Source organism: Pseudoalteromonas sp. GB56, assembly GCF_054923835.1.
Map to the genome: position 1 here is coordinate 75537 of NZ_JBPCHK010000002.1, position 25781 is coordinate 101317.

Here is a 25781-nt window from a genome sequence, read left to right on the forward strand (position 1 = left end):
AACCAAGACCCTTTATTCCCACAAGCTGAACGATTTAGTGAAATCTTACAGCGTAGTCATTATCGTTGATGAGAAACTCAATTGCAGTAGCTGCATCTCCTTGCATCAACTCGCTCTCCCTGCCATTTAGCTCTGATTGTGTACCGGAGCGCATCAATAGGGTGTGATACAACACTGATGCATTCACTTTATTTTTGGAGAGTCTCACTTTCTCCTCTGAATTGCTAAATGCCGCTAACATCACACCACGCGATGTGCCACTTTCTAATCGACTTACCCAGTAATTTTTACCACTCTCAGTAGCGGTTCTACCTAATACATTATGAAAGATTAGGTCTACATATTCTTCATCACTCAACATACCGTATCGTGATATAAACTCACTACTTTGTGCAAACCTGTTTGCTATCGTCGTGATACTTACACCATCCTCAAAACGACCTTGCCAATATTGCCAACCACTATAGTTAGGCATACGCAAAAACGCAGATTCATATAGTCTCGTCACAGGTGTTTGGGTGGATATATACTCCTCATTTTGCAGGAGGCTTGCTGCCCAAGCTCCACGTGAACTGGTAGCAACCAGCTCCAAGATCTCCTGAGTTAACAACTCTTCTGACCACAATTCACTCACCAGATCTCTGTACATCTGACGTATAAATAGAGCATCATCGTTAGTTACATCATTATCTTTGACTAAGTAATTATAACCATCAGCAAACTCAATTCCGTCAGGTCGCTGATCGGCATCGGTATCCGCTGACACATCGAACGGTGTTACAAGGTTAGGTCTATGATATTCATCATTAGCCAGAATATAGCGGAACATATCTCTTGTATTTTGGCTAAATAAACTTTCTAACAAAACCTGCTCATTTAGTGCTGGCTTAGTTTCGAATAGATGCATGTACAAGCCCTTAATTAAAGGCGAACTCCCTACTCTATTTTTATATTCACTACTTTCCAGTACAGCTAACATGATTTGAGAACGAGATATTACGCGTTCCATCAACTTAAATACTAAGTTGTTCTCCTCCTCAAAACTGGGAGATTTTCCAAGCAAATTGACGTATACCTTTTTAACAAAATCATTGTCTACATTGGTACCGTATATATTCAAGTATTCTTGAGAATTCATGAATCTTTCAACAAGTTGCTTCTTGGTAACTCCTTGATTCAAGTTGCGCCAATTAGTACGCAAGCCTACTAGAGTCGCATCACGCAACAACATTCCATTATGAACTCGTTGCACGAAGCTAATATAGTCTTGTTGTTTCACATTAAAAAGTTGGGCATATATATCTGATGCCGAAGTCACCTTAGCGTTGAGTTGATTCACTCTCCACTTAAAATAGGCATCTTCATCACTCAAGCGCAACTGAGTATCATAAATAGCTTGGTAAACTAGTAGCCTAGATTCACTCACTAAATCATTGTCTTTGACTGATTCATTTAGCCCCTCTAATCGCTCGATAACCGCTGGCATTCTATCCCCGTCTTCATCAAGCCATACGCTATTGGGGTCGCCATTGAAGCCCAATGAATTCTCGATGTCGTCTGGTACACCATTTTTATTAGTATCCGCACCACTGAATCTCATTGGATTTAGTGGGTATTGGTCTTGAAGATCATTGACTCCATCACCGTCAGAATCTGGATTATAAGGGTCTGTGCCCATTTCTATTTCAATACTGTTTTCCAGTCCATCTTCATCGGAGTCTAGCTTTGGAATGGCCAGTATAAAGGAAGAGTTACTACAAGTGATATCATTACAGGCTACCACAAACAATTGCGTATTTTCGGTTAGCCCGGTAAGCGTAATCGTTGGATTGTAGCCACTATAGACTGGTGTATTCTCGATACTGTGCTTAAAAACCTTATAATAGGTAGCATCACTCACGGCTTGCCAACTCAATGAGATCGCTCCAAATTGCTGTAACGCTGTTGCGGTCAGCCCATACGGGCTACTCAAGCTATTACTAATATAGAAGTTTCTTTTATTAGAAGGTGAGCATCTGCCCAGTGTGTCGCAAAACTCAATAGTTGAAATATAGTCACCCGCTGTATAAATGGGGAACTCAGTACTTCCCTGCTTTATCTGAGATAATCCAAATGCTTACTTGAAATATATTCAAAAATGTTACTTCTTTTAAATACACGTATATTTGCAGAGACAACATCCACTCCTGCTGGCGGAGTAAAATTAACCGAATTACTATTTGAGTAACGATAATGGTAGCCCTCAGGAGGGTTATCACTAGTCAAATCTATTAACGAGCTAAACGCAAGGTTGCTTGTTAACATACCGTTACTCTCGACACCAAGTTTTTCAAAATGACTATCTAATCGCTCTCCAACTGGCGCCCTTAACTCAAGTTCTCCGTCTATGTAGAGAGAAACATCATCACTACCAGCCTCTCGCTTGACCTTTATCCTATGCCAGGTTTCCGCCTTAATAGCATAGGTTTCAACATTTTCACTTTGAGACAATTTAATTTCCAGCTGCGATGTGGAGCTTTGATAACCACATCCCCCCTCCGGACGACTGATAGAGAGCACATTCCTAATTAATTCGGAACCAGCATCGTTACTCGTCCCCAAACGCACACTAAACAAGTTTTCACAGTTGATACCATATTGTTGCTGCAGCTTAGGCTCTAAATAAATATCAAAATCAAGCTCAAAACCTTTCCCATAATAGAGGCCCTGTGTCGACCTAATACCGCTCGCAGCGTTGTATACTCCGGATTTACCTTTGTAACTTGCTAAAACAGTACTTGTTCCTGATTGGTAAATCGAAGAATCCAAAGAAAATGTATCTGTGTATTCTGGTAACGTAAGACCTGAAAGCGTTCTCTCTTCAGAGCAATGAGATGAATCAATTAATGAACATTGTTTCACCCTAAAGTTAATGAGAGTTCCAGCAAAATCGCTATCAGAAAGATAGAAAGAAGTGGCAATCGCCGAGGATTCTCTTGAACTATACTGCGCAGAGTCAGAAGTTTTATATTGAATATGCAGGCGCGTCTCGGTACTGTGATTCTTATTTATCAAGTCCACTCTCCCCGGTGCTGAGCCCTGGCGAGTATAAAGATCAGGTATTGGCAGAGTCTGGGGTAATAATACTGGGTTAAACGTTTTAAAACGCTCGTTCAGCTCACACTGCGTAGCATTAAAGCAGGTTTCCACCCAGAAGTAATACTTTGTTTGCATATCAGAAGGCGTAAAGATGAACCTATCATTCACGTTACTGACAGGAACCTCGGTTTTTTCTCCACCTATACTAGCCGCAACATACACTTTCCTAGAGTACCCTTCTGAAGACACACCAACTGATATTTCATCAACCCCATTAGTTCTAATATCGTAGATATACGATAACGGTCGTGAAGAGCTATACTCTGAGTGGTAAACAACTGGGTCACTCCATCCAGAACAACCGATAGCACTACACGCTTTCACTCGATAATAGCGTGTTCGGTCGTAAGGAATCGTTGTTAACGACAAAGTGTCTGGAACGCTGATATTTCCTTGTATATATTCCGAATAAGGAGCATCAGAATACCCTACAACATAATAAGCCGCATTTTCGGAAGACTCCCATGTTATAGAGAGTTCGACGCCACCTAAATTTGTCGATTGTTTGCTTATGTCCAAAATGGCCGTTTTCAGGGGAACACTCACTGTGTCAGATGTCGTGCCTGTCACCTCACTGGACAATGGGCCACAATGGTTATAGTTACACCACTGAGCAGTTACCGTGACTGCACTACCAATTGGCATACCATACAATCTAAATCGTTCATTGGCATATTCCCCAAAAAAGGTTTTACTACCCCCAATATCGACTGTAAAGACTCTTAGAAACTTAGCGTTGGTAGGTTTATTCGTAGTCACAAACTCAACTGAATCAAATTCATAGTTACTCAAGGGCTTTAACTGAGGCGTTTCAGATATATAGGCATCTGATGCGGTATAAAGTTTCGGTGTAATTGTAACTATGTTAGAGCGCAGAGCTGATGAACCGAAAGAATAAAAAAGTTGATAAGAGTACTCTCTCCCAGGAGTCACTTCGGTGTCTATATACTTATTTGTTGACGCTTGAAACTGCTCTAGAATGTTGCCATTGCGACTTATATACAGGCTATCTAAAGAATTCAATGGTAAATCCCACCCCAGCTCAATTGCATGACCACCAGCAATAGAGTCTGCTTCAAGCTTTATATGTTCGCCGTGAAAAAACTGGTCAATAGATACCTTGGTAGTTTCGGAGCGCATGCATTTATTATCTGAACAAGCTTCTATCCAGTAATAATAGCTATTATGACTTGGTTCTATCGCATCTTTGTAGGCACCAATTCTCTCGCCTTGCGTCGAAAAAATCAGCTGCTTTTGTCCAAAAGCCGTGTCTGCTCGATAAATCTTAGTTAAGTGTTTTGAGTTATTTGTCCATGTGAGATTAACATAACCAGGCTCGATGAATTGTTCTGCACGCAAGTAGGGAGTGCTCACATCTATCTGATTACCAGAAAAAACGAAGTGCTTCCTCGCAATTTCGCTATCATTATAGTCGAATGCAACAACACGATACTCAATGCCGTAAGAAGGGCTTGGGTCCAAAAAATAATTATTGCTAGATTTAGAGCGCTGAACAAACTGCTGTCCAGAATTTGATGAATAAACAATAAAATAAGCAGCTAAAGGCATATCCCATGTCAGAATCAAGCTCCCAGACCCCACATCTAGTTCTGAGTTTATCTCTAACTGTCCCCGCGGAATCGTAAGGCTTTGCCAAGCTGGCATGTCTGCACACAGATTAAAGGCACAGGCTTGAACCTTTACATATAAAGACTGGGTATTCGAATAAACACTGTAAAAGTTATATCGATTAGAACTCGTTGTATCTTGTGATACTAGCTCATTTTGAATCGAGTAGACGTTATACTTAGTCGCTAAGTCAATTTGCTCCCATGATAGCGCTTTACTAGCATCAATGCTTAACTCTCTCGGATTTTGAGGTTTGATTGCAGAGCCAGCAGCTTCAAGCGATTGTGTACATACGAAGTACCAGTTACATGGTTCTATATCATAGACAAAATCCTCGTCGGTGTGGGGGTAGTCAATAAACTTTTCAACACCGGAGGTCATAGTTAATAGTTCGCGACTGTCTGGGTCTGACTCTGAAGTTCTATAAATAGCAAAAAATTGCTCTTCGGATTGTGGTAAGGCAATATCTATTTGGCCGACTAAGTTAGTGGTTGCACTCACACCGCCGCTTGCATTGCTAACTGAAGTTGATTTAAGGGCCTCTACATTCGTTGCGTATAAATAATTATAGTCTTGAGAATAAATAATCTGATTATCTGCTGAAAAGTAAAAGTGTTTATCTATGTCACCAATAACACGCACAAAGCGTTCATCACTAAAGTCATAAAGCCATACAGTATTACACGACAGACTACTGTAACTCCCGTTACACCAATAGTCAGTTGATAAAAGAACTTGGCTGCCACTTGAGTTAACATCATCCAAACTATCTAAAAATAAGGCTGCATTTTCTATATTGACCAAGTTTTTGATCGAACCATTTACGTCATACATAGACACCGACTGGTGGGAACGGTCAAAGACAGCGATACGGCTACCATCACCGGATAAAGAGATTTGGCTACTGTAGCTGTAATATACATTTGGAATGGTTGCCACTTCTCCTGTTTCCCTTTGAAGTAAAGCAAACTCACTCCCCTTGCGAAGTAAAATAACGGTTCCATCCGCGGAGGTGTCATGTATCCATGTTTGGCTTTGCAAATCATCGTAAACTAAGTCGACAGAACTTTGAGCGAAATCATAGAAATAAAGCTTACTGTCTGTACTATTATCGTTCTCCACCACACCTAAAGACTTGGAAGTAAAGAAGAACCCTTCGCCACTTTTTATGGATATAATAGAGTCAATACCTCTATCTAACTCTGTGTTTTGGTAACTTAAGATACGTGTATAAGCGCCTGATTCCGTATTGAAAATATACACATCTCTGTAGCCATTAACGTCATCTTCTTCATTCACTGCGTGAGAAGTTAAAACTGCAACTGACTGACCATCATCACTCAACGCTAGTGACTCAAAGCTTCCTTGAGGTAGCGCTGATTCAACTTGTACTTCAGCACCGGGCTCTGACAGCGTTCTAATATAAAGAGCATCTGAACCATTATAGAATGAAGTGAAGGCGACCTTACTTCCATCGCTGGATGGGTTGGATAACCTACGAATTGTGAGTTTTTCGCCGATAATTGGTTCTATATTGACACGTTTTTCAACGGTTACAGCGGCAAAAAGGTTGGTAGAAATAGTAGCAACAAGGACAAAAAACATCCTTATTAAGGCATGGCGTCGATCCATCGTGAGCCTCTTGTGGTTTGGCTGAGTATTATATTCTTGTGAATAATAACTGAACAAGAGAGGTAATTACAAGGTATTTGCTTATGTGATGTACATAAAAAAGGGCCACTTTTTGTGACCCTTTAAATCAATGATTACATAGCATTAAAAGCGATTAATAAACGCCGTACTGCGGATTAAGTCAACAGCATAGCCTGCCACTGCTTCATCATACGCTGCACCACTCAAACCACTCACTGCTGTATTAAAGCTTGATTGTTGAGCACCTGTAATAGCCAATCTCAACAATGTAAGATGTAGTACTTCCGCCGTATCTCTATTGACATTGTTACCTACGTTTTCTGCCGACTCACTCAGAAGACTTACAAACTTTCCTCGACTCATTCCATTGTCCAGCTTATCCAACCAATACGCCTTTCCTGAAGCGCCTACTGCCCGGTTGAAAATATTCATAAATGCAACATCTATAAACTCACTGTTGGATAAGTCCGTTCCAAAGCGCGCTTCAAATTCCGCACTCTCAGCAAAAATATTCGCTATCCCTTCTAAGGTCAATTCGCCCTCCACCAAGCGTGCTAACCAATATTGGTAACCACTGCTTGCTACTCCGCGACCCAACACTGAATAAAATAAGCGAACCAGTGACTTACGCTCCTCAAAACCTTCACCCACTAACTCTCCTTGGATGAAACTGTTTAGCTGCGTATCCCCACTATCTGCATCAATCAACGCCGCTTTATCTTCTATAGCTTGGAATGAATAGAACTCATCGTTTAACTCGCGAGCAATCTGTTTCAACAACGCTTCTGTGCTGTCATTTACTCCATTATCCATTACACTGCTATCTAATCCGTCCGTGAACTCCGCGCGCAATGGCAAACCATCAGCATCATCATCTCTTGACGCCAGTTGAGTTTGTGGCGACATATTCTTAAAGAATGTATACGCAACCAAGTTATCACGCATAATACTCTCTAAAGCATACCCCTCGTCATCAAATGTTGTCGTTTGACGAGCCAAACCTGCTGAATCAATCACCTGGCCTGTCATTGCTAAGTGAATGTTCTTAACTATCTGAATCGTTGACTGAGCATCCATAAACTCCGGCGTATTAACAAAACTCAACATCATATGAGCCCTTGTATAGCCCGGCTGTGACAGCTTACCTACCCAATAGTCATAACCACTCTGACTCGGTGAACGTCCTAATACATTTTGGAATACTAGTTCAACGAACTCACCATCGCTTAGGCTACCGTATTTACTCTGGAACTCACTCGAATTCACGAACGATGTCACCATTTGCAGCTCAGTGACGCCTGAATTTAACTTTGAACGCCAACTATTTAAGCCTGTATAAGCCGCATCGCGTTCTAATACCGCCTTATAAGCGCGACCGATAAAACTCAAGTTGAGCAGTGCATCCGGAGACGCAACCTTGGCATAAACATCATATGCCGGTGTTTGCGTGGTAATGCCTAAATCACTTTGCAACGTTGCCAAATCTGTATCGCTGATTTGCAATGTGCCACGAATGTGCGCCAGCGCCATGCGCGTCAGCATGTCTGTGTAGGTTTGGTCGTTGAAATAACGATATGAGTCGTTGTCTTTTTGTGATGCGTTGGTTTGCAGCACTGACTCCAATGCCTTAACAAGCCCATCGCCGTCACTGTCTGCCCATAACTGTGCAGATGTAAGATTCGCGATGTTTAAGTACACCTCATAGTCATCTGGTAAACCATCCCTGTCAGCATCTAGATTGCTATTTGGGTTGGTCCCGATGCCATGCATACCAGCTTCATCAACATCTGACACACCGTCACCGTCAGAGTCTCCGGTGTTTGCAACTAGAGGGTCTAGACCGTAAAAATACTCGTCGCCATCCAAAATACCATCATCATCAGAATCATTATCAAACGCACTTGTTCCTGCCACATTTTCTCTGAAATTTGAAAGGCCGTCACCATCCAAATCTCCCTGAGCACTGGCATCAAAACTATAAGTAAGGTTTACATTGCTAAATGCCGAATAGGCACGCACCATGACATGATAAGTACCATTTGTATCAAGTGGGCTACATGATTCGTTACTCCCAGCTAAAAACGGACGACAGTCCCATTCAGATGTTGTTGGTGCTTGTCCAAAACGCACGTATAAATCGGCATCACCATCCGCAGTCGATGAGTTAATGCTCACATTTATATTTGAGGCATCACTGGGGACAAAAAATGTTTCCCTGATTTCTCCTGAGCTTTCTGCACTCAAGTTTTCAAACGTTGTACTTAGGGTAACTTGTTCCTCACCATTAGCCTCAGTAAGGGATAAACGGTATTCACCTCCACTTCCGTAGCTACTGAACCCGGTAGAAGGATTGCTATCTGGATATGAAGCTGATACTTCGACATAGTATTGCCCTGGCGCTAATTCATCAAAGTAATCCACCTGATTTAGCTGGGGTGTCAATGTTGCAGGAGAAACTTCATAGCTATAGATTTCAACATGTGCTGTATTAAAGATTTTTACTGCTAGCGGTAAGTTTGCGGCAAAATTTTCACCTTCATAGGCTAAATCGCTCATCACTTTAAGTTTTACCAACGTGGGCTCTGTAAGCGTAAATACATATAGGTCTTTATCTACGAATAAACCACTTGGTGTGATTTGCGATTTGAAATTTTGTAAACCTAGAGGGATCCACTTAGCATTGCTAAAACTATCACCAATGTTGTCTGACGCTACGTCTACCATACCTTGTATTATCGCAAGATCATCCTCTTGGCGATTTGCATCAGTGTAGTCACCGTTATTCCATTGCACATACTTTTTACCAAATGGCGCGCCCATGATGGGCCCCCAAGAGCCATGGCCACTGTAGTAACCTAAAGAGCTCGTACCATCATGACTTAGCCCCATTTGGTGACCTGATTCATGAGAGTGGGTCATGCCCATAGAGCCAGTACCGCTATTAAATGTCCAACCCGTTTTCAAGTAATCAGAAGTTCTATCGAATATACCGACATACGCAACTCCACCCGCTGCGGAATAAAATGTGTCTCTCGTAGCTGTCGTAGTGGCAATGATTTGCGAACGATTAGCAATAGGAGTTGCATCATACACTTCTTGGCTTGTAGTCACATTCAAATCGAATGGAGCATAATCTTCAGCAGCTTCTTTCCACGCCAGCCACATCCGGTACAATTCTTCGTTGCTAAATGATGCTGTATCACTATCAATGTCGTAAGGATCATATGGTATGTCGTTACTGTCATTGAAATTATCATTCCACGCAGTACCGCTTAAAACACCTCCCCAGTTGTTGATATACAAAACCTTGCTTGCCCCAGGGCGGCTTTGCAGGCTTTTAACATTTGCAAGCGTCAGTGGTATTGACGCACCTGCGACACTTACTTCACTTGGTATTTCTGCATTAGTGAACTCCTTAGCAATCGCTTTAGGCACCTTCACTTGCGATTCGTGAGGGTGGTCAGCACACTGAATGGTATGAATATCGATTTCTTTGAAAGATGCAGTGCCCGAGCCATCCACTGATGCGTAGTAGTACTTCATCGACTTGCTATCGAATAACTGCATACCACTTACTTGTCCATCAGACTCCACTATCGTCAATGAGCCTGAGCCATTTTCCAGCGCAGCAACTGACGCGTTACTTGCGTAACTTGATCGTCTATCGCTTTCTAAAACCGAATGGATAAGCGCTTCATCAGCCGATAACTCTCGCATCACTTTGGCTGCAAGCACTTCACCCGAAGGCATAGGAATAGCAAACGATTGAGAAAGGCTTGGTCGTTGAGTTGACGCAGAGAGTGTGACCGCAAACTCTCGTTCACTTTGAGTTTGCATGTGTGCGTTGTTCGGTGCCAATTCAAAAAGTAATTCCGAATTAGCACCTAAACTGTGAGCACTGAACGCTACTGAAAGCGACAGGGCAAGACTACGTAATACTTGTGTGGGCATTTCCAACATCCATTTAATAACATCCCGTTTAGTTTAGCCTCCTCCGCCGAACATGTATACAAGTTGAGCAACCATTAAGCTCTTATTAACACTAAAAGCTCATCAGTCTTTTGTTGCATTAACTGCGAGTCACCTCTGGTTTCCAGGTTTAATCTGAGTAAAGGCTCTGTATTCGACTTACGTAGATTAAATCGCCAATCATCGAACTCTAGGCTGATCCCATCCGTCGTGTCTTTTGAAATTGACAGTGGTTCATAGTGAGTAAGTACTCGCTCAATAACAACATCAGCATCTTCTACTGTGGAGTTTATTTCCCCAGGTGACGGATAAGCGGCGACGCGCTCAGCAACAAGCGATGACAATGATTGTTGCTTTAAGCTCACTAATTCAGCGACTAACAACCAAGGGATCATGCCACTGTCACAATACGCAAAATCCCTAAAGTAATGGTGCGCACTCATTTCGCCACCATACACTGCATCTTCTTCTCGCATACGCTCTTTAATGAAAGCATGGCCCGTTTTAGACTGAATCGGTAGTCCGCCGCACTGCGTAGCAATGTCTATTGTGTTCCACGTTAAGCGCGGATCATGGATAACCTTTGCGCCCGGTTGCTTTTGTAAGAAGGCTTCAGCTAGGAGCCCCACAATGTAATAACCCTCAATGAACTCACCTTTTTCGTCAAACAAGAAGCAGCGATCAAAATCCCCGTCCCAGGCAATACCAAAATCAGCTTGATGCTCGATAACAGCCTCAGAAGTTGCGCTGCGATTTTCTGGTAAAAGGGGGTTAGGTATACCGTTAGGAAACGTTGCATCAGGCTCGTGAAAAATCTTGATGAACTCCACGGGCACATTCATCTCTTTAAATCGACGCTCAATTTCGTCAACAACGTGCCCAGCTGCACCATTACCCGAATTCACGACTAATTTAAGTGGCTTAAGCGATTCAACATTAATGTATTCGAAATAATGTTGTACTAACTCAGAGGTCAGATCTTTAATTGTGATCTGGCCAATATTTTTTGATGCTTCTTCGTTAGACAGCCATGGCTGCTTTTCTGCTAATGCCTTAATTTCAAATAACCCAGAGTCTCCGCTCACAGGGCGAGCATCGCTTTGCACTAACTTCATCCCGTTATAATCTATGGGATTATGAGAAGCGGTTACTTCAATTGCACCGTCAATCGGTAAATGAAACGCTGCAAAATAAGTTTCTTCTGTACCGGTCAAACCTAAATCAATTACATCAACGCCTGCGTCACAAAGCCCTTTTGCAACCGCCAATTTCAAAGCTTCGCTTGTTTCACGAGCATCACCGCCCACCGCAACAGTGTTAGGTTTAAAATACTCTCCATATGCTCTACCGATTCTGTAGGCAATATCTTCGTTGAGCTGAGTGCCTAATTGGCCGCGAATATCGTATGCCTTAAAGCACGATAAGTTTTCCATGGTATCTCTCAATTGTTATGGTTATTTACCCTCAGAGATTATGCTACCATGAAGTTTGAAATCTAATAAATAGACTATGGATTGGCGATGCTAAATGTGAACTTCGAATACTATAAACACCTCTTCATTTACCTCCTCACATTGGGTGTTTTATCGCTTTTTTTGTATTACGGATCACTTGATGTTCCATTTTACCTCGACGACTACGAATCCATTGTTCAAAGCAGAATCCTTCAAGAGCTTGACAGCGTCGCCCTTTGGAATAGTCCTAGACCGCTCGGATTAGCTACTTTTTTTTGGCAATACCAATTAGGATTTGATTCACCGCAAGCTATACATTTTATAAATAACCTTATTCACGCAGCCAACGCATCGCTCGTCGCAATTCTTACATGGTTGCTGGCAAAGAAAGTAGTCAAAGAGCCTACTCACGCATCCATGGTTGCGCTTGTGTGCGGGCTATTATTTGCTATTCACCCGCTTAACTCTCAACCCGTGGTCTATGCAATTCAACGTTATACTCTTCTTTGTACGCTGTTCTATTTACTATCACTTATCTCTTTTGTTTGGGCACGTAATAAACTAAGCAGTAGGTTACCTTTACTAGCAATTGTTGGGTTTGTAGCAACAACCTTATTTGCTTTACTAGCCTATGCTAGCAAGCAGACTGCTGCGAGCATTATACTTGCCCTTTTCGTAATAGAAGTCGTCTTTTTCAGTGCTTCGCTCTCAAACAAAAAGCTAGGAGCACTCATTGCTTCACTGCTTGGTTTAGCATTACTTGCTCTAGCAATTTTGCCCTCAAATATAATAGACGCGCTGGACAGTGCGTCCCGTGAAACTACAGATATAAGTCGCCTGGAATATTTAACTGTTCAGTCAGTGGTTGTGTTAGGGTACATAGGTAAATTCTTATGGCCGATAGGTCAGCAATTAGAGTATTCTGTTAGTCTACAAAGTTACAGCTCATGGCAAGTTGCAGGGGCTGCATTCATTCATTTATCTCTCTTAATTACCGCTTTTTTGTGTCGGGTGCGTTTGCCACTAGTGTGTTTGGCTATTTTCTTTTACTACATTGGATTAAGTGTTGAATCGAGTGTTATTCCTATTCGAGATCTTGCATTTGAACATCGCACCTACCTTGCGAATGTTGGCTTATGTCTATTGGCCGCTTTTGGATACTCTCAGTTATTCATTTCAAGCGCTTATAAGCGTGTTATAGCACTTACTTCGTGCTCGCTTTTGGTGTTGCTAAGCTACCTTACCTACGAAAGAGTTTCATTGTGGCAAGATAGAGTCGCGTTTTACGAAAATGAGTACGAGCTAAATCCACGTCATACTCGTGTTCTTAGTAATCTGGGGTTAGCATACATCGAACAAGATCAAAGAGAAAAAGGTAAATCATTTCTAGAGAAAGCAGCCAAATTAAGCAGTAATAACCTACGCCCAGATGTAGGCTCTAATTATCTAGCAATGCTGGTAGAAGATGGTAACTTTGAGAATGCAAAAAGTTTAGGTGAAGAGTTGCTGAAAAAAGTAAAAAACCAGCTGATCCGCTCAAGAATAGATGCAAATATGGGGATTGCTTATCTAAATACAAACGAATTAACCCGTGCAGAAAAGCACTTGCATGCAAGCCTTAAGCAACAACCTCAGCAAGAGAACATCCTATATGCACTGCTTATCACACAAATTAAGCTGAATAAGATGCTTCTTGCATTAGAAACTAGTGAGGCATTATTAAAACTTAACCCTAACCACGAGCAAGCACTGTCTATTTACCCACGACTGAAGGCGCTAGCGGATCGGCAGAACATTTCCGGTTAGCTTCGCCTCGGTGAATACTAAATCTTTAATCTCCGACGATGGCGTAAAAGCTGTAGGAGCTTCTAATAGTAAGTCCCTTACTAGGCTGTGATCAAAGTCATGGCAAGCGTCATCGAGTCTGTCCATAAGTGTTTTATACTGAGACCACGGCAGGAACATTTCATTCGCTGTCATAATTCTCGGATGTGCGCTACCACTTACATTCTCACCGATAAGTAGCTCTTCATATAACTTCTCACCTGGACGTAAGCCGGTGTACTTTATCTCAATATCACCATCTGGGTTATCCTCGCCTTTCACTGTAAGGCCTGAAAGGTGAATCATTTTAGTCGCAAGAATCGGTAATTTTAACAGGCTCACCCATATCTAAAACAAACACGTCGCCGCCTTTGGCCATCGCACCTGCTTGAATTACCAATTCTGAAGCCTCTGGAATGGTCATAAAGTAACGTGTTATTTCTGGGTGAGTAACCGTAACTGGCCCGCCATGTTTGATCTGCTCACGAAACAACGGTACCACTGAACCTGAAGAACCAAGCACGTTACCAAAACGCACCATGCTAAAACGTGTTTTAACCCCATCGCGGGCTGCTAACGCTTGCAGTGTGAGTTCAGCAAGACGTTTACTTGCACCCATCACATTTGTTGGGCGTACTGCTTTATCTGTCGATACCAACACAAAAGTAGAAACATTCGCATCAATAGCAGCTTGTGCTGTAAAGAGGGTTCCAAAAACATTGTTTCGCACCCCTTCGATAATATTGTATTCCACAAGTGGAACGTGTTTGTACGCGGCGGCATGATATACCGTACTCACATTGAATGTTTTTAAAACTGAGAAGACACGGTTTTGCTTCTGGACGGAACCGAGCAGCGGAACGAGCTCGATATCCAATGCATGTTCAACCAAATACTTTCTCAGCTCTTGCTCGATACGATAAAGGCCATATTCAGACAGCTCAAACAAAATCAGTTTACTTGGCTTTTGACGAATTATTTTTCTGCATAGCTCTGAACCTATTGAGCCCCCAGCACCTGTAACCATAACAACTTTGTTAAAAATATCTTGAGCGAGAAGCTGTTGATTTGGTTTAATTGGATCTCGACCAAGTAAATCAGCAGCATCGATTTCCTCAATATGGTCAATTTGGTGCACACCATCCACTAACTCACTAATACTTGGAATAGTTAAAACTTTAAGGGATAGGCTCTGTAGTTGAGTCAGAATGTGCTTTCGCCTTTTCGCACAAACACTTGGCATCGCGAGTAGTACATGCGTAACTGCTTTCTCTGCGGACAAGGACTTTGTTCTCTTTGGCGAATAAACATCGATACCATGAAAGCTTTTTCCATGTAAACGCTCATCATCATCAACAAAGGCATATACATAATACTGGTTACCGCTTTCTAGGGCACGAGCTAGCTCTCGCCCTGCGGAACCTGCACCATACACAATTACAGGTTCTTTCTTGCGAGCTGAGTAACTCATCATCGATGCACGAATTAAAATTCTTGATGAGCCAACAAAAATAGTTAAAAAACTCGTAAACACGAGAGTGAATAAAATAGGAAAATCAAACGAGGATTGGAACACTGCAAGATAAACAATGCATGTTGAGGCGGCTAGCCCCAAGGTTATAAACTTAATGGCTTTGTAACTAACATAGCGTAATACGGCCCTGTAAAAGCCAAACTTAATGAAGCAAAGTAGTGATGCCCCAACGATAATTACCTGGGTAAAAATAGGGAGTGATAGTGACTTACCATGACTCACAACCGCAAATGATATCCACATAGCTGATAGAATAAAAAAACTATCGACCAAAAGCATGAGTGCAAGTTTAAAAGTGTATGGTAAGCGAACAAGTTTTGCTAAGCGTGACATATGTACTTTTCTCTCTTCCTGAGTAAGTATTTTAGCATGATTACACGTAATTCTTAGCGTTTTCTACATTTAAAAAGTTGTTAATTGTTACCAATATACTGCCAATAAAAAAGGGCCACTTTTTGTGACCCTTTAAATCAATGATTACATAGCATTAAAAGCGATTAATAAACGCCGTACTGCGGATTAAGTCAACAGCATAGCCTGCCACTGCTTCATCATACGCTGCACCACTCAAACCACTCACTGCTGTATTAAAGCTTGATTGTTGAGCACCTGTAATAGCCAATCTCAACAATGTAAGATGTAGTACTTCCGCCGTATCTCTATTGACATTGTTACCTACGTTTTCTGCCGACTCACTCAGAAGACTTACAAACTTTCCTCGACTCATTCCATTGTCCAGCTTATCCAACCAATACGCCTTTCCTGAAGCGCCTACTGCCCGGTTGAAAATATTCATAAATGCAACATCTATAAACTCACTGTTGGATAAGTCCGTTCCAAAGCGCGCTTCAAATTCCGCACTCTCAGCAAAAATATTCGCTATCCCTTCTAAGGTCAATTCGCCCTCCACCAAGCGTGCTAACCAATATTGGTAACCACTGCTTGCTACTCCGCGACCCAACACTGAATAAAATAAGCGAACCAGTGACTTACGCTCCTCAAAACCTTCACCCACTAACTCTCCTTGGATGAAACTGTTTAGCTGCGTATCCCCACTATCTGCATCAATCAACGCCGCTTTATCTTCTATAGCTTGGAATGAATAGAACTCATCGTTTAACTCGCGAGCAATCTGTTTCAACAACGCTTCTGTGCTGTCATTTACTCCATTATCCATTACACTGCTATCTAATCCGTCCGTGAACTCCGCGCGCAATGGCAAACCATCAGCATCATCATCTCTTGACGCCAGTTGAGTTTGTGGCGACATATTCTTAAAGAATGTATACGCAACCAAGTTATCACGCATAATACTCTCTAAAGCATACCCCTCGTCATCAAATGTTGTCGTTTGACGAGCCAAACCTGCTGAATCAATCACCTGGCCTGTCATTGCTAAGTGAATGTTCTTAACTATCTGAATCGTTGACTGAGCATCCATAAACTCCGGCGTATTAACAAAACTCAACATCATATGAGCCCTTGTATAGCCCGGCTGTGACAGCTTACCTACCCAATAGTCATAACCACTCTGACTCGGTGAACGTCCTAATACATTTTGGAATACTAGTTCAACGAACTCACCATCGCTTAGGCTACCGTATTTACTCTGGAACTCACTCGAATTCACGAACGATGTCACCATTTGCAGCTCAGTGACGCCTGAATTTAACTTTGAACGCCAACTATTTAAGCCTGTATAAGCCGCATCGCGTTCTAATACCGCCTTATAAGCGCGACCGATAAAACTCAAGTTGAGCAGTGCATCCGGAGACGCAACCTTGGCATAAACATCATATGCCGGTGTTTGCGTGGTAATGCCTAAATCACTTTGCAACGTTGCCAAATCTGTATCGCTGATTTGCAATGTGCCACGAATGTGCGCCAGCGCCATGCGCGTCAGCATGTCTGTGTAGGTTTGGTCGTTGAAATAACGATATGAGTCGTTGTCTTTTTGTGATGCGTTGGTTTGCAGCACTGACTCCAATGCCTTAACAAGCCCATCGCCGTCACTGTCTGCCCACAACTGTGCCAATGTAAGATTCGCGATGTTTAAGTACACCTCATAGTCGTCACGCAAACCATCTCGGTCATTGTCCGTATTACTGGTTGGGTTGGTCCCGATACCATACTCACCAGCTTCATCAACATCTGATACTCCGTCGCCATCCGTATCTCCAGTGTTAGGAACGTTTGGATCAAATGCATACAGAACCTCAACACCATCCCAAATACCATCGCCATCTGAATCTTTCACAGTTGGATCTGTATTATGTTCGTTTAGCTCAACACTATCAGACAAGCCGTCTCCATCAGTATCGCTATTGATAGGGGAAGTGCTATGTGTATTCACTTCATCGAAGTCATTAATGCCATCACCATCAGAGTCAACATTTAACGGATTACTCAAATGTGTATTAACTTCATCTCCATCGCTAAGTCCATCGCCATCTGTATCTAGGAGCAGTGGGTTCGTTCCTAAATCGTTTACTTCTTGCCCATCACTCAAGCCATCTGAGTCACTATCGAAAGTTGTAGGACTGGTCTTTGCATCATTGACTTCAACAAAGTCGTCTAAACCATCGCTATCTGTGTCATCAACGTTCGGATTGGTATTGTTTTTATATTCCTCTAGCAAAGATAACCCGTCGCTGTCTGCAACTTCGCCTAACAACGCTCTGTACTCTACTGGCATCCCACCATTATTGCGATCAAATGGCACAGTGACGCTATCTATGTAGACTTTTGGTGCACTTGAGCAATTAGTCGTACAAGAAGCTCCCACAAAACGCCAACTTAGTTGATATGCACCAGGGGCTGAGTTAGTAACCGAAACCTTGGTCCATCCCCAACTCTTAACTCCTGTAGAGAATAGTACTTTTTGGCTTGATTCATCGTAACGGGTAGCTACCAGCTCCAGACGCTCTCCAGCGGTAAATGCCGGATCCATCTTGTAAGCAAAAGATATGGTCCCGCTTGCGAGCGCTCTACCAAACTCACCTAAATAGTCTTCATTTGTAAGTGGGTTAAAGGTTAATGCAGGTGTTGCACTCGATAGTGCAACTGAACGAGAGCCTCCGTAGGCATGCTGATCAGTTGTGATTGAGCCGTAACCAAACACCCCCTCTTTTTCACCAATCAAAATATAGTTATCAAGTCTGTCGTTAACCCTTCTATATGCCTCGGTATCATTTTTAATCCACTCTGGAGTAGCATCAATATTCAGCCAGCTACTTTCAAAACTCTGGTCAACTAAATCGCCTTCAAAGGTTATGTGTAATCTATTCAATTGGACCTCGTTCAACGAGCCCTCGGGGTATACAGAGTTATTTAAATAATCTTCATGCAATGGCTCAGGTGTTGAACGACCTATAGAGCAATCTGGGTCAACGCCATACTCGCAAGAAACTGTACCTAGCTCTTTGTTGGTTGCATCTATATATGCGTACTCATATTTAGCACCTATACCGTCGTTATCGAGATCAGTATCTGCGTCAAAAGGATCGTTTTTATCAAGACCTAAGAGATCTTCTAAGTTATTACTCAGTCCATCGTTATCAAGAATCGTCATCATTTAAATCAGGTGTACCATCGCCATCAACGTCCCGAATATAGCGACCATCTTTAGGAAACGCATCAATGTTGTCCGGAGCACCATCACCATCAAAGTCGTACAACCTTACTCTGGTCGGAATATCCCGATATGGTTTTGATATGTGAGTATTAAAGCCTAGTTGGTTGTACGCATTTGCACCCCAAGTGAATAAGCGTCCCTCACGGGTAATGCCTACTGTATGGTTTGTGCCAGCACTAACTTGAGCCCATGATATACTTGGCTCAACCGCTTTAGGTACATTGAGATCTAACAGGTCACCATGACCTAGTTGACCAGAATCACCCCGCCCCCAGCTGTATAAATCCCCATCCTGAGATATTACAAAGTGAGAAGTTGCAGATGAAAATATCTTGGCACCAAAACTTAAAGAATTTGCTGCTAACTCGTTGTCTTGAGCGGGAAGTTGTACTGGTGTCGAAGCATCAGACTTTTCCCAAGTGCTCAATTCAGCGTTATAACTTAGGTCTTGGTTGGCGCCCCATACATACAAGTTGGTTTCATTATTTTCGATGCCAATCGCATAACCACTTCCTGAGCCAGCCTCAATGCTTCCCCATTGCTCGATACTATCTACTACTAATTCAGGAGCGGTAACAATAAGCTCATTATCAGCCACTGCATTACCCAAAGCACCTCTACTTTGAGTTCCCCACGCATATCGCTGACCTGAAGTCGTCGTAGCAAAGCTGAAACCATTGCCAGCAGCGACCTCTTGCCAATGTGTCAGATTAGACACAAGTTGAGGTTCCAGTGATTCAGTTGTAGAACCCACTCCTAGTTGTCCTTGGTCGTTTTGTCCCCAAGCCCATAGTTTACCATCTGAGTCTATTGCTAACGTGTGAGATTCACTGGTAGAAATACTTCGCCACCTTAACTCGCTGTCAGTAGGGTGTTCGATTTTAGTAAATTTAGTTTTGTCGGCTTTAGAGCCATCACCTAGCTGACCAAAAGTATTGTCACCCCATGCATATAAGTTGCCGTTAACATCAATCGCAAAGCTGTGGTTTGCGTTAGATACGACATCAATCCAATCTCGCTTTGGAGATAAGATAGTTGGATAATCGATAACTACGGTATTAGGGTTAGGGTCTACTAAGTATGATGAAAGTTGATTTTCCGAGTTATCACCCCACCCCCATAATTCTCCGATAACAGTGTCTTCACTTACACCCGACGGGCAGATATCTCCCGCAGTTTTACATTTCGTCCCAAAAGTTATAGCAAGAGAATGATTTTGTCCCGCTGCAGCCTTGTGCCAAGTATGCCCTGCTGTTGGATGTACAACTTGCTTCTGTAATTCGACACCCAAACTGTCTATACCCAATTCACCATTCAGATTGCGACCATAAGCTAATATCTCGCCACTGTTAGTTCGAATTATCAATGAGCTAATCGTTAGTTTAGCCTCTTGTGCTACCACAGGCGTTCTGTCTGGTCGTTTAACGAGTGTAGGCTCTGTTACTAAATCATATGGGAGGGGATCAACAAGGTTGTAGTCGTTAAAACCCCAAATATAGATATTGCCATTATCAGTTATAATCGCGTTGTTATTTTCACCGATGATTAAACGGTCTTTGATGTCAGCGACGAGGGTATTTAGACTGTATTGAACTTGCTCACCATCAACCAAAAGTGGTTGAGGAGTAGCTCCTCGAGGGCCATTTAGCATCTGCCCCCAAAACCACACTTTTCGTTCTGAATCAACAGCTAACACTCCCTCGAACCCTGCTCGCATAGTCAGCCAAGATTTATTTTCAGGGTGTAATACTTCCCCTGGAGTGGCTAAATCAGCCACAGTTCCACGGCCAAGCTGGTTTTGGTCATTGTTACCCCAAGTAAAAATTTTGCCATCGGAACTTAACCCAGCGAAAAAATTTGTACCTAGCCCAATTTCAGACCATTCTTTATCTTTAGTTTTTTCGATTAAATGTGGTGATGATATGATACTGCTTGGCAAATCACTGTCGATGGTCATAGCACCATTGTCACCCCAAGCATACCAGTCGCCACCTGTTGTTAGGCCTATCGCCAATAATGAATTAGCTGAAATATTACGCCATAGTTGTGGCCCCGTTGAAGTCCATGCCGGTTCTTCCTCAACCGCGTCAACATTCTTTCTGAAACCACTGGCAACTATTGTCAGCTCAGTAACATCATTAATGTGACCCACACCTAACGTTCCTCGTGAGTTAACTCCTGCCGCATAAGCTTCGCCTGAGGAGTTAATAAGGTAGCTACTATAAGAGCCTGACGACAAGCTTTGCCAATTTGTTTGGGAACTAATTTGCTTGGGGTAATCAAAATTTACACCACGTTCGCCTAGCAACTGTCTTAAGTTGTTATTGCCCCACCCCCAAACAGTGCCATCTTCTTTTAATGCTAGCACATGGTAAGAGCCAGTATTGATGTCTGACCAATACCCTGCAGTTCCCGAATGGGCCATCGAAGAAACACATAATGGGAGTATTAAACAAGAAAGGAGCTTCTTACGCATTCACTTTACCTCTAGGACTACGTGTGGAAATGTTGTGACAGACACAATTTAGCATGGTCACATAATAGACAGCTAGATATTAACAGATTCTGAATATCAAAAGAAAGGAAATTGAGGTTGTGTATTTAAAATAAAAAAAGCGCACCGAAGTGCGCTTTTTTATAACTAACTAGATCTTACTGCCATTGACGGCCGTCGTTGATGTTATTAGTTTTGTATAGAACTGGGCTGTCAGCACGGCCACGTGGGTCAGAGTTCTGAGCCGCAGCGTGTACGTAGTTCTGAGGCGCATTCACTAGGAATGTCGCTTCGATGTGCCAGTTCATAGACGTATCGAATGTACCAGGGTACTCAGCGTTGATAGCTGCGATTAGGTCTGTACCAGTGAATGTGTACTGACCCATTGCTGGGATAGTCATAGGTAGTTTAATACCGATGAACGTGTTATTACCCATAGGAGCAGTGTTACCAGCAGTTGTACCAGTACCTAGACCAGCAGGAGCTACGATGATGTCAGCTTCGATACCAGCAGGCGTGTTGAACTCGTTAGTCACTTTAATAGTTGAAGAGTAACCAGTTGTGCTACCGATGTGGTAAACATAAGGTACTTTGAACTGTGCACCGTCGATGTTCCAAACGTGAGTTACACCGTTAACAGCAACTGAATCAGCATCTGAGCGATCAGTAGTGATAAGTGGGTTAGTACCTGAACCAGTCGTTGCAGTTTCACCGTATACTACAGGAACCATAACTGGGCTAGTTAGTGCACCACCAGAAACCTGAACGTTAGAAAGAACCCAGTCAGCTGCGTCTTGAGCGTTAGGGAACAACGCGTCAACACCGTTAACTGTGATGTCGATTGGCGCTTCTAGACGAGTACCCATAGTGTCAAGAAGATTCGCAGTACCTAGTGTACCAGTACCTGTGTAAACAGTGCCAGTAGCAGGTTTAGTAGCAGAGATGCCACCAAATGTTACTGTATCTACACCGTCAAGAGGCTCACCGTCTTTACGTGAAAGAGCGAAGCTGAACGCGTTTGAATCAGTGATTTGAAGGCCTACGTCTGCAGAGCTTGCAAACTGAACGAATGCACGTGAAGTAAGACCTTGATCGTTACCGTCTGTACCACAAGTGTAGTTAGTGTTGTCAGCTAGATCTACAGTTTCATCGTTAGCAACACAATCTTCGAACGTAGTACGCTCAGTTTCTACTTGGATTGTGTTAGTAGCTTGGTCTACAACTTGAATTTCGAAGCCGTCAGTAACAGTAATAACTGTAGAAACACCAGTTGTAAGTGAGTCTAGAGGTAAGTTAGCTGTGTTTCGTACTGCTGAAACTTGCGCTTCTACTACGTCACCTTTCACAGCTGTTGACTTAAGAGCCATAGTTAGTGGGTTGTATGAACCGTCAGCTGCAGCTGATGCAAGGAAAAGCTGAGTACCAGCTGGTAGAGCATCACCAGTAACAAATGAACCAACACCTGCACGGTCAGTCCAACCTGCTGCAGTGCCAGCACCATCAGCGTGTAGGAAATCTAGGCCGCTTAGGAAGCTAGGAGCAGTATCGATCTGAATAAGAACTTCGCTGATTACACCGTCAGTTGTAGTTGAAGTGATAACAGAACCAACTTCAACATATTGACCTTGTGAAGCAAGACCGCTTGCTGTATATGCTTGAGCAACAAGAACAACGTTCTGTACGTCAGAAGCAGCTAAACCACCAGCACCTGTGAAAGTGTAAGTGAATGTAGCTTCGTTAGGAATTGTACGGTCTGCTGCATAGCCAACTGAAACGTCAGTACGTGCTGAACCAGCAAATGAACCGTTCACAAGTGGAAGCGTGTCAGCGTCGAAGTCAATATCTTGGCCAGCAAGAATTTGGTCAACCGTTAGGTCGTCGTTTACAACTGGGCTACAAGTAATAACAGCGCTGTTTTCCAAACCACAGAATACTGCGTTGTTTGTGCCGTCGTTAGTAGGGCCAGTTTGAGGACCAACCTGAGCTGCAGTAGTGTTCGCAGTGTCAGTTTGACCACCAAAAGTTACTAGCTGCGCAGCATTAGCGGCAAGCGGAGTAGCTAGAGCACCTGTGATTGCTAGCGCTACTAGACCTTTTTTATAGTTCATTAAGTTTCTCCTTTAGAACTTATTTCTATTGGTATACCAATTAAAGGTTGTATTAAAGCACAGGCGATTAAGATGTCAATGTGTATATTGCCAACTACTACCTGTTTTAATTTTATTCGGTTTTGCTAACGAAGATATCAGCCCTTTTTTTATAAAGGTTACTGCCAGCGTTGTCAATTAAAACCTATTGTAATTAGAGCAAATTACCAAGTTCACTGCAATGGAATTTACACCTAATTTTACAACTTTTTAAACTCGCCCCGCATTTTAGAGCAAGATATTTACATAAGGATAAACCTTAAAGCTTAACACCTGCTTAAAATTCAAGCTTTAAGTTCTCATAATCGTTTGAAAACGCATCAATCGCTGTATCAATATCAAGTTCATTAGCAATTATTCTCGGTGTTATCATTACAACAAGTTCTACTCTGCGGTTTTCCTCTGACTTACTGCCAAAAAACAGATTTCCTATTACAGGCAACTTAGATAATCCGGGAACAGCGGTGTTTGCGTTACTCTTATCTTGGCTGATTAAGCCCCCTAAAATAACTGTCTTGCCATCTAATGCAAGAAGCTCGGTATTTACCGATCGATTTAGAATGGTTGGCGAGTTAATTCCTTCAATTTTATCGCTACCTACAGCAGACAAAGACTGCGCCACTGTCATAGACACAACACCTCGAGCGTTGATAGTCGGTGTTACACTCAAATTGACACCTGTAGAGCGATACTGAACAGTTTGTAATACCTGATCAGTGTTGTCTAAATCATTTACCGATTGAGTAATGACAGGGACATCAGTACCCACATTCATTGTCGCCGTTCGCCCATCGCGCACCAGCATTCTCGGGCGTGAAACTATTTTGATGTCACTGTTTGATTCGAGGAAGCTAATGCTGGCATTAAAATCAACCCCTTGTATAGCGTAAGAAAGCCCATTACCAATACTCAAAGTAGACTGTTTGTTCTGAGCCTCTAATCCATTGCTACTCGACCAATCAATCCCTTGACTAAATGCATTATCCAGCGTTACTTCGATAACAGCGGCTTCAATCAGTACTTGCCCTGGCATCACATCTAGGCGTTCAATCAATTCTAGCGTCTCGTGATACTTAGATGGCGTTGCATAAAATATTAGGGCGTTTTGTATTTCATCGACAGCCATAGACAAATCCTGCTGACTGGCGGACGTGTTCACTGTTTTCGCGGTTCCATCATCGCGATTCGATGCAGTATTTTGGGATGATGCAGCTCCACCATTTCTGCTACTGAGTGAAAATAATTTACTCAGACTTGCTCCCATATCTTTTGCACTAACATTCTCCGGGAAATACGTATAATACTTACGGCCATCTGATGAACTTGGCACATCAAATCGCTCCGCCCAATACATCACCCTCTCATAAATATCTTGTGATGCAGAGTGGACCAGTGCTGAGCGCATACGTTTGAGCGGAGTAACTGAAACAACTCCCTCTTTAGCCCCGTCTGAAAGCTGAATTCCTTCAATAGTGAACACTTCATCAAGCTGCTCTCTAAATTCTTCCGGGGTAATATAGACTAGCTCTATGACACCTATGTGACGGCCTTTCGCTGAGGGTCGGTCAAATGCATTGATAATTTTCAAGACCTGCTCAACTTCCTGTTTAACACCTGTGATAAGCACGGCATTTCGTTCCGACAGATAGCTTAATTGAGCGTTTGTTAGAGCTCCTGCAACCCTGTTTAACGACCTCCAATCAGCGTAGTAAAGAGGAGTAACATGTAGGATTTGCCCCGGTACATCAGGTACATCCGTCAAATTGCGACCCACGCCTAAGTTAAAGCCTGCCTTGTCGTTTGGGTTTACCATACGGAAGAAATACACACCGCTTTTTTCCTGAAACACTACATTATTTTGCTCCAAGACGTTACGAGCAAGTAAATAAAGGCGCTGTTTAGGAATGGGTTGCTTAATACTTAGCGTTGCTTTTGCTTGGCTTGAACGCACTTTATCGCCCAACGCGTAATCAAGATTTAACTGCTCACCATAGACGAGGTGAATAAAATCCGACAATCTTAGATTATTGGCCTGAATGGTGACTTTTTCATTGTCAAACTTAGGGAGTTTTTCACTATTGGTGCTAGGAGGTGTTACCCCCACTCCATCAAGCGAGTCAATTGGCGTTAATGTAAGCTCCCCAATTTCATCTTCAACACCTCGAGGCTGTGTGTCGACAACTCTTTCATCCTTGTTGATCTGTAAGGATGATGGCTTAACCACATGCGATGAAGTTGTGCTGCAGCTTGCACTTAAAAGGGCCAAGCCTACAGCTGTAAAAAGACGAGTTAACTTCATGTAATT

General features: G+C 42.7%; 11 protein-coding genes. 1 reads left to right on the forward strand and 10 read right to left on the reverse strand.

The window, feature by feature from the left end:
• Positions 1 to 34 precede the first annotated feature (34 nt).
• The 4 genes from ACH19P_RS15165 to ACH19P_RS15180 form a co-directional block, all read right to left on the reverse strand.
• Entirely contained in the window at positions 35 to 1915 is a 1881-nt protein-coding gene (locus ACH19P_RS15165; protein WP_462159435.1) for a DUF4214 domain-containing protein, read from the reverse strand.
• Positions 1916 to 2094: 179 nt separating this feature from the next.
• Positions 2095 to 6399 carry a fibronectin type III domain-containing protein gene (locus tag ACH19P_RS15170; RefSeq protein ID WP_462159436.1) on the reverse strand — a complete coding sequence of 1435 codons (4305 nt, stop codon included), beginning with the start codon at positions 6397 to 6399 and terminating at the stop codon, positions 2095 to 2097.
• A gap of 144 nt (positions 6400 to 6543) precedes the next feature.
• Entirely contained in the window at positions 6544 to 10371 is a 3828-nt protein-coding gene (locus ACH19P_RS15175; protein ID WP_462159437.1) for a DUF4214 domain-containing protein, read from the reverse strand.
• A gap of 74 nt (positions 10372 to 10445) precedes the next feature.
• Entirely contained in the window at positions 10446 to 11822 is a 1377-nt protein-coding gene (locus ACH19P_RS15180; protein ID WP_462159438.1) for a phosphohexomutase domain-containing protein, read from the reverse strand.
• A gap of 87 nt (positions 11823 to 11909) precedes the next feature.
• On the opposite strand from ACH19P_RS15180, the gene ACH19P_RS15185 reads away from it, so the two are divergent.
• A complete protein-coding gene (locus tag ACH19P_RS15185; RefSeq protein ID WP_462159439.1) occupies positions 11910 to 13649 on the forward strand; it encodes a tetratricopeptide repeat protein in 1740 nt (579 codons plus the stop codon).
• On the opposite strand, the gene ACH19P_RS15190 is transcribed toward ACH19P_RS15185, so the two are convergent.
• The 6 genes from ACH19P_RS15190 to ACH19P_RS15215 form a co-directional block, all read right to left on the reverse strand.
• Complete coding sequence (locus ACH19P_RS15190; protein WP_462159440.1) at positions 13620 to 14009, reverse strand: polysaccharide biosynthesis protein; 390 nt, start codon at positions 14007 to 14009, stop codon at positions 13620 to 13622. The genes ACH19P_RS15185 and ACH19P_RS15190 overlap by 30 nt on opposite strands.
• Positions 13975 to 15141, reverse strand: a complete 1167-nt coding sequence (locus ACH19P_RS15195) for a polysaccharide biosynthesis protein (RefSeq protein WP_462159441.1) — start codon at positions 15139 to 15141, stop codon at positions 13975 to 13977. The genes ACH19P_RS15190 and ACH19P_RS15195 overlap by 35 nt, the downstream gene beginning before the upstream one ends.
• Positions 15142 to 15688: 547 nt before the next feature.
• Positions 15689 to 18775: a DUF4214 domain-containing protein gene (locus ACH19P_RS15200; RefSeq protein WP_462159442.1), complete on the reverse strand. Its 3087-nt coding sequence runs from the start codon at positions 18773 to 18775 to the stop codon at positions 15689 to 15691.
• Positions 18759 to 21311, reverse strand: a complete 2553-nt coding sequence (locus tag ACH19P_RS15205; RefSeq protein WP_462159443.1) for an RCC1 domain-containing protein — start codon at positions 21309 to 21311, stop codon at positions 18759 to 18761. Before ACH19P_RS15205 ends, ACH19P_RS15200 begins: the two co-directional genes overlap by 17 nt.
• Before the next feature lie 176 nt (positions 21312 to 21487).
• The gene (locus tag ACH19P_RS15210) at positions 21488 to 23437 is read right to left on the reverse strand and encodes a hypothetical protein (RefSeq protein ID WP_462159444.1); all 1950 of its coding nucleotides are present in this window, start codon (positions 23435 to 23437) and stop codon (positions 21488 to 21490) included.
• Positions 23438 to 23753: 316 nt separating this feature from the next.
• On the reverse strand, positions 23754 to 25775 hold the full coding sequence (locus ACH19P_RS15215; RefSeq protein ID WP_462159445.1) for a hypothetical protein: 2022 nt from the start codon (positions 25773 to 25775) through the stop codon (positions 23754 to 23756).
• Positions 25776 to 25781 lie beyond the last annotated feature (6 nt).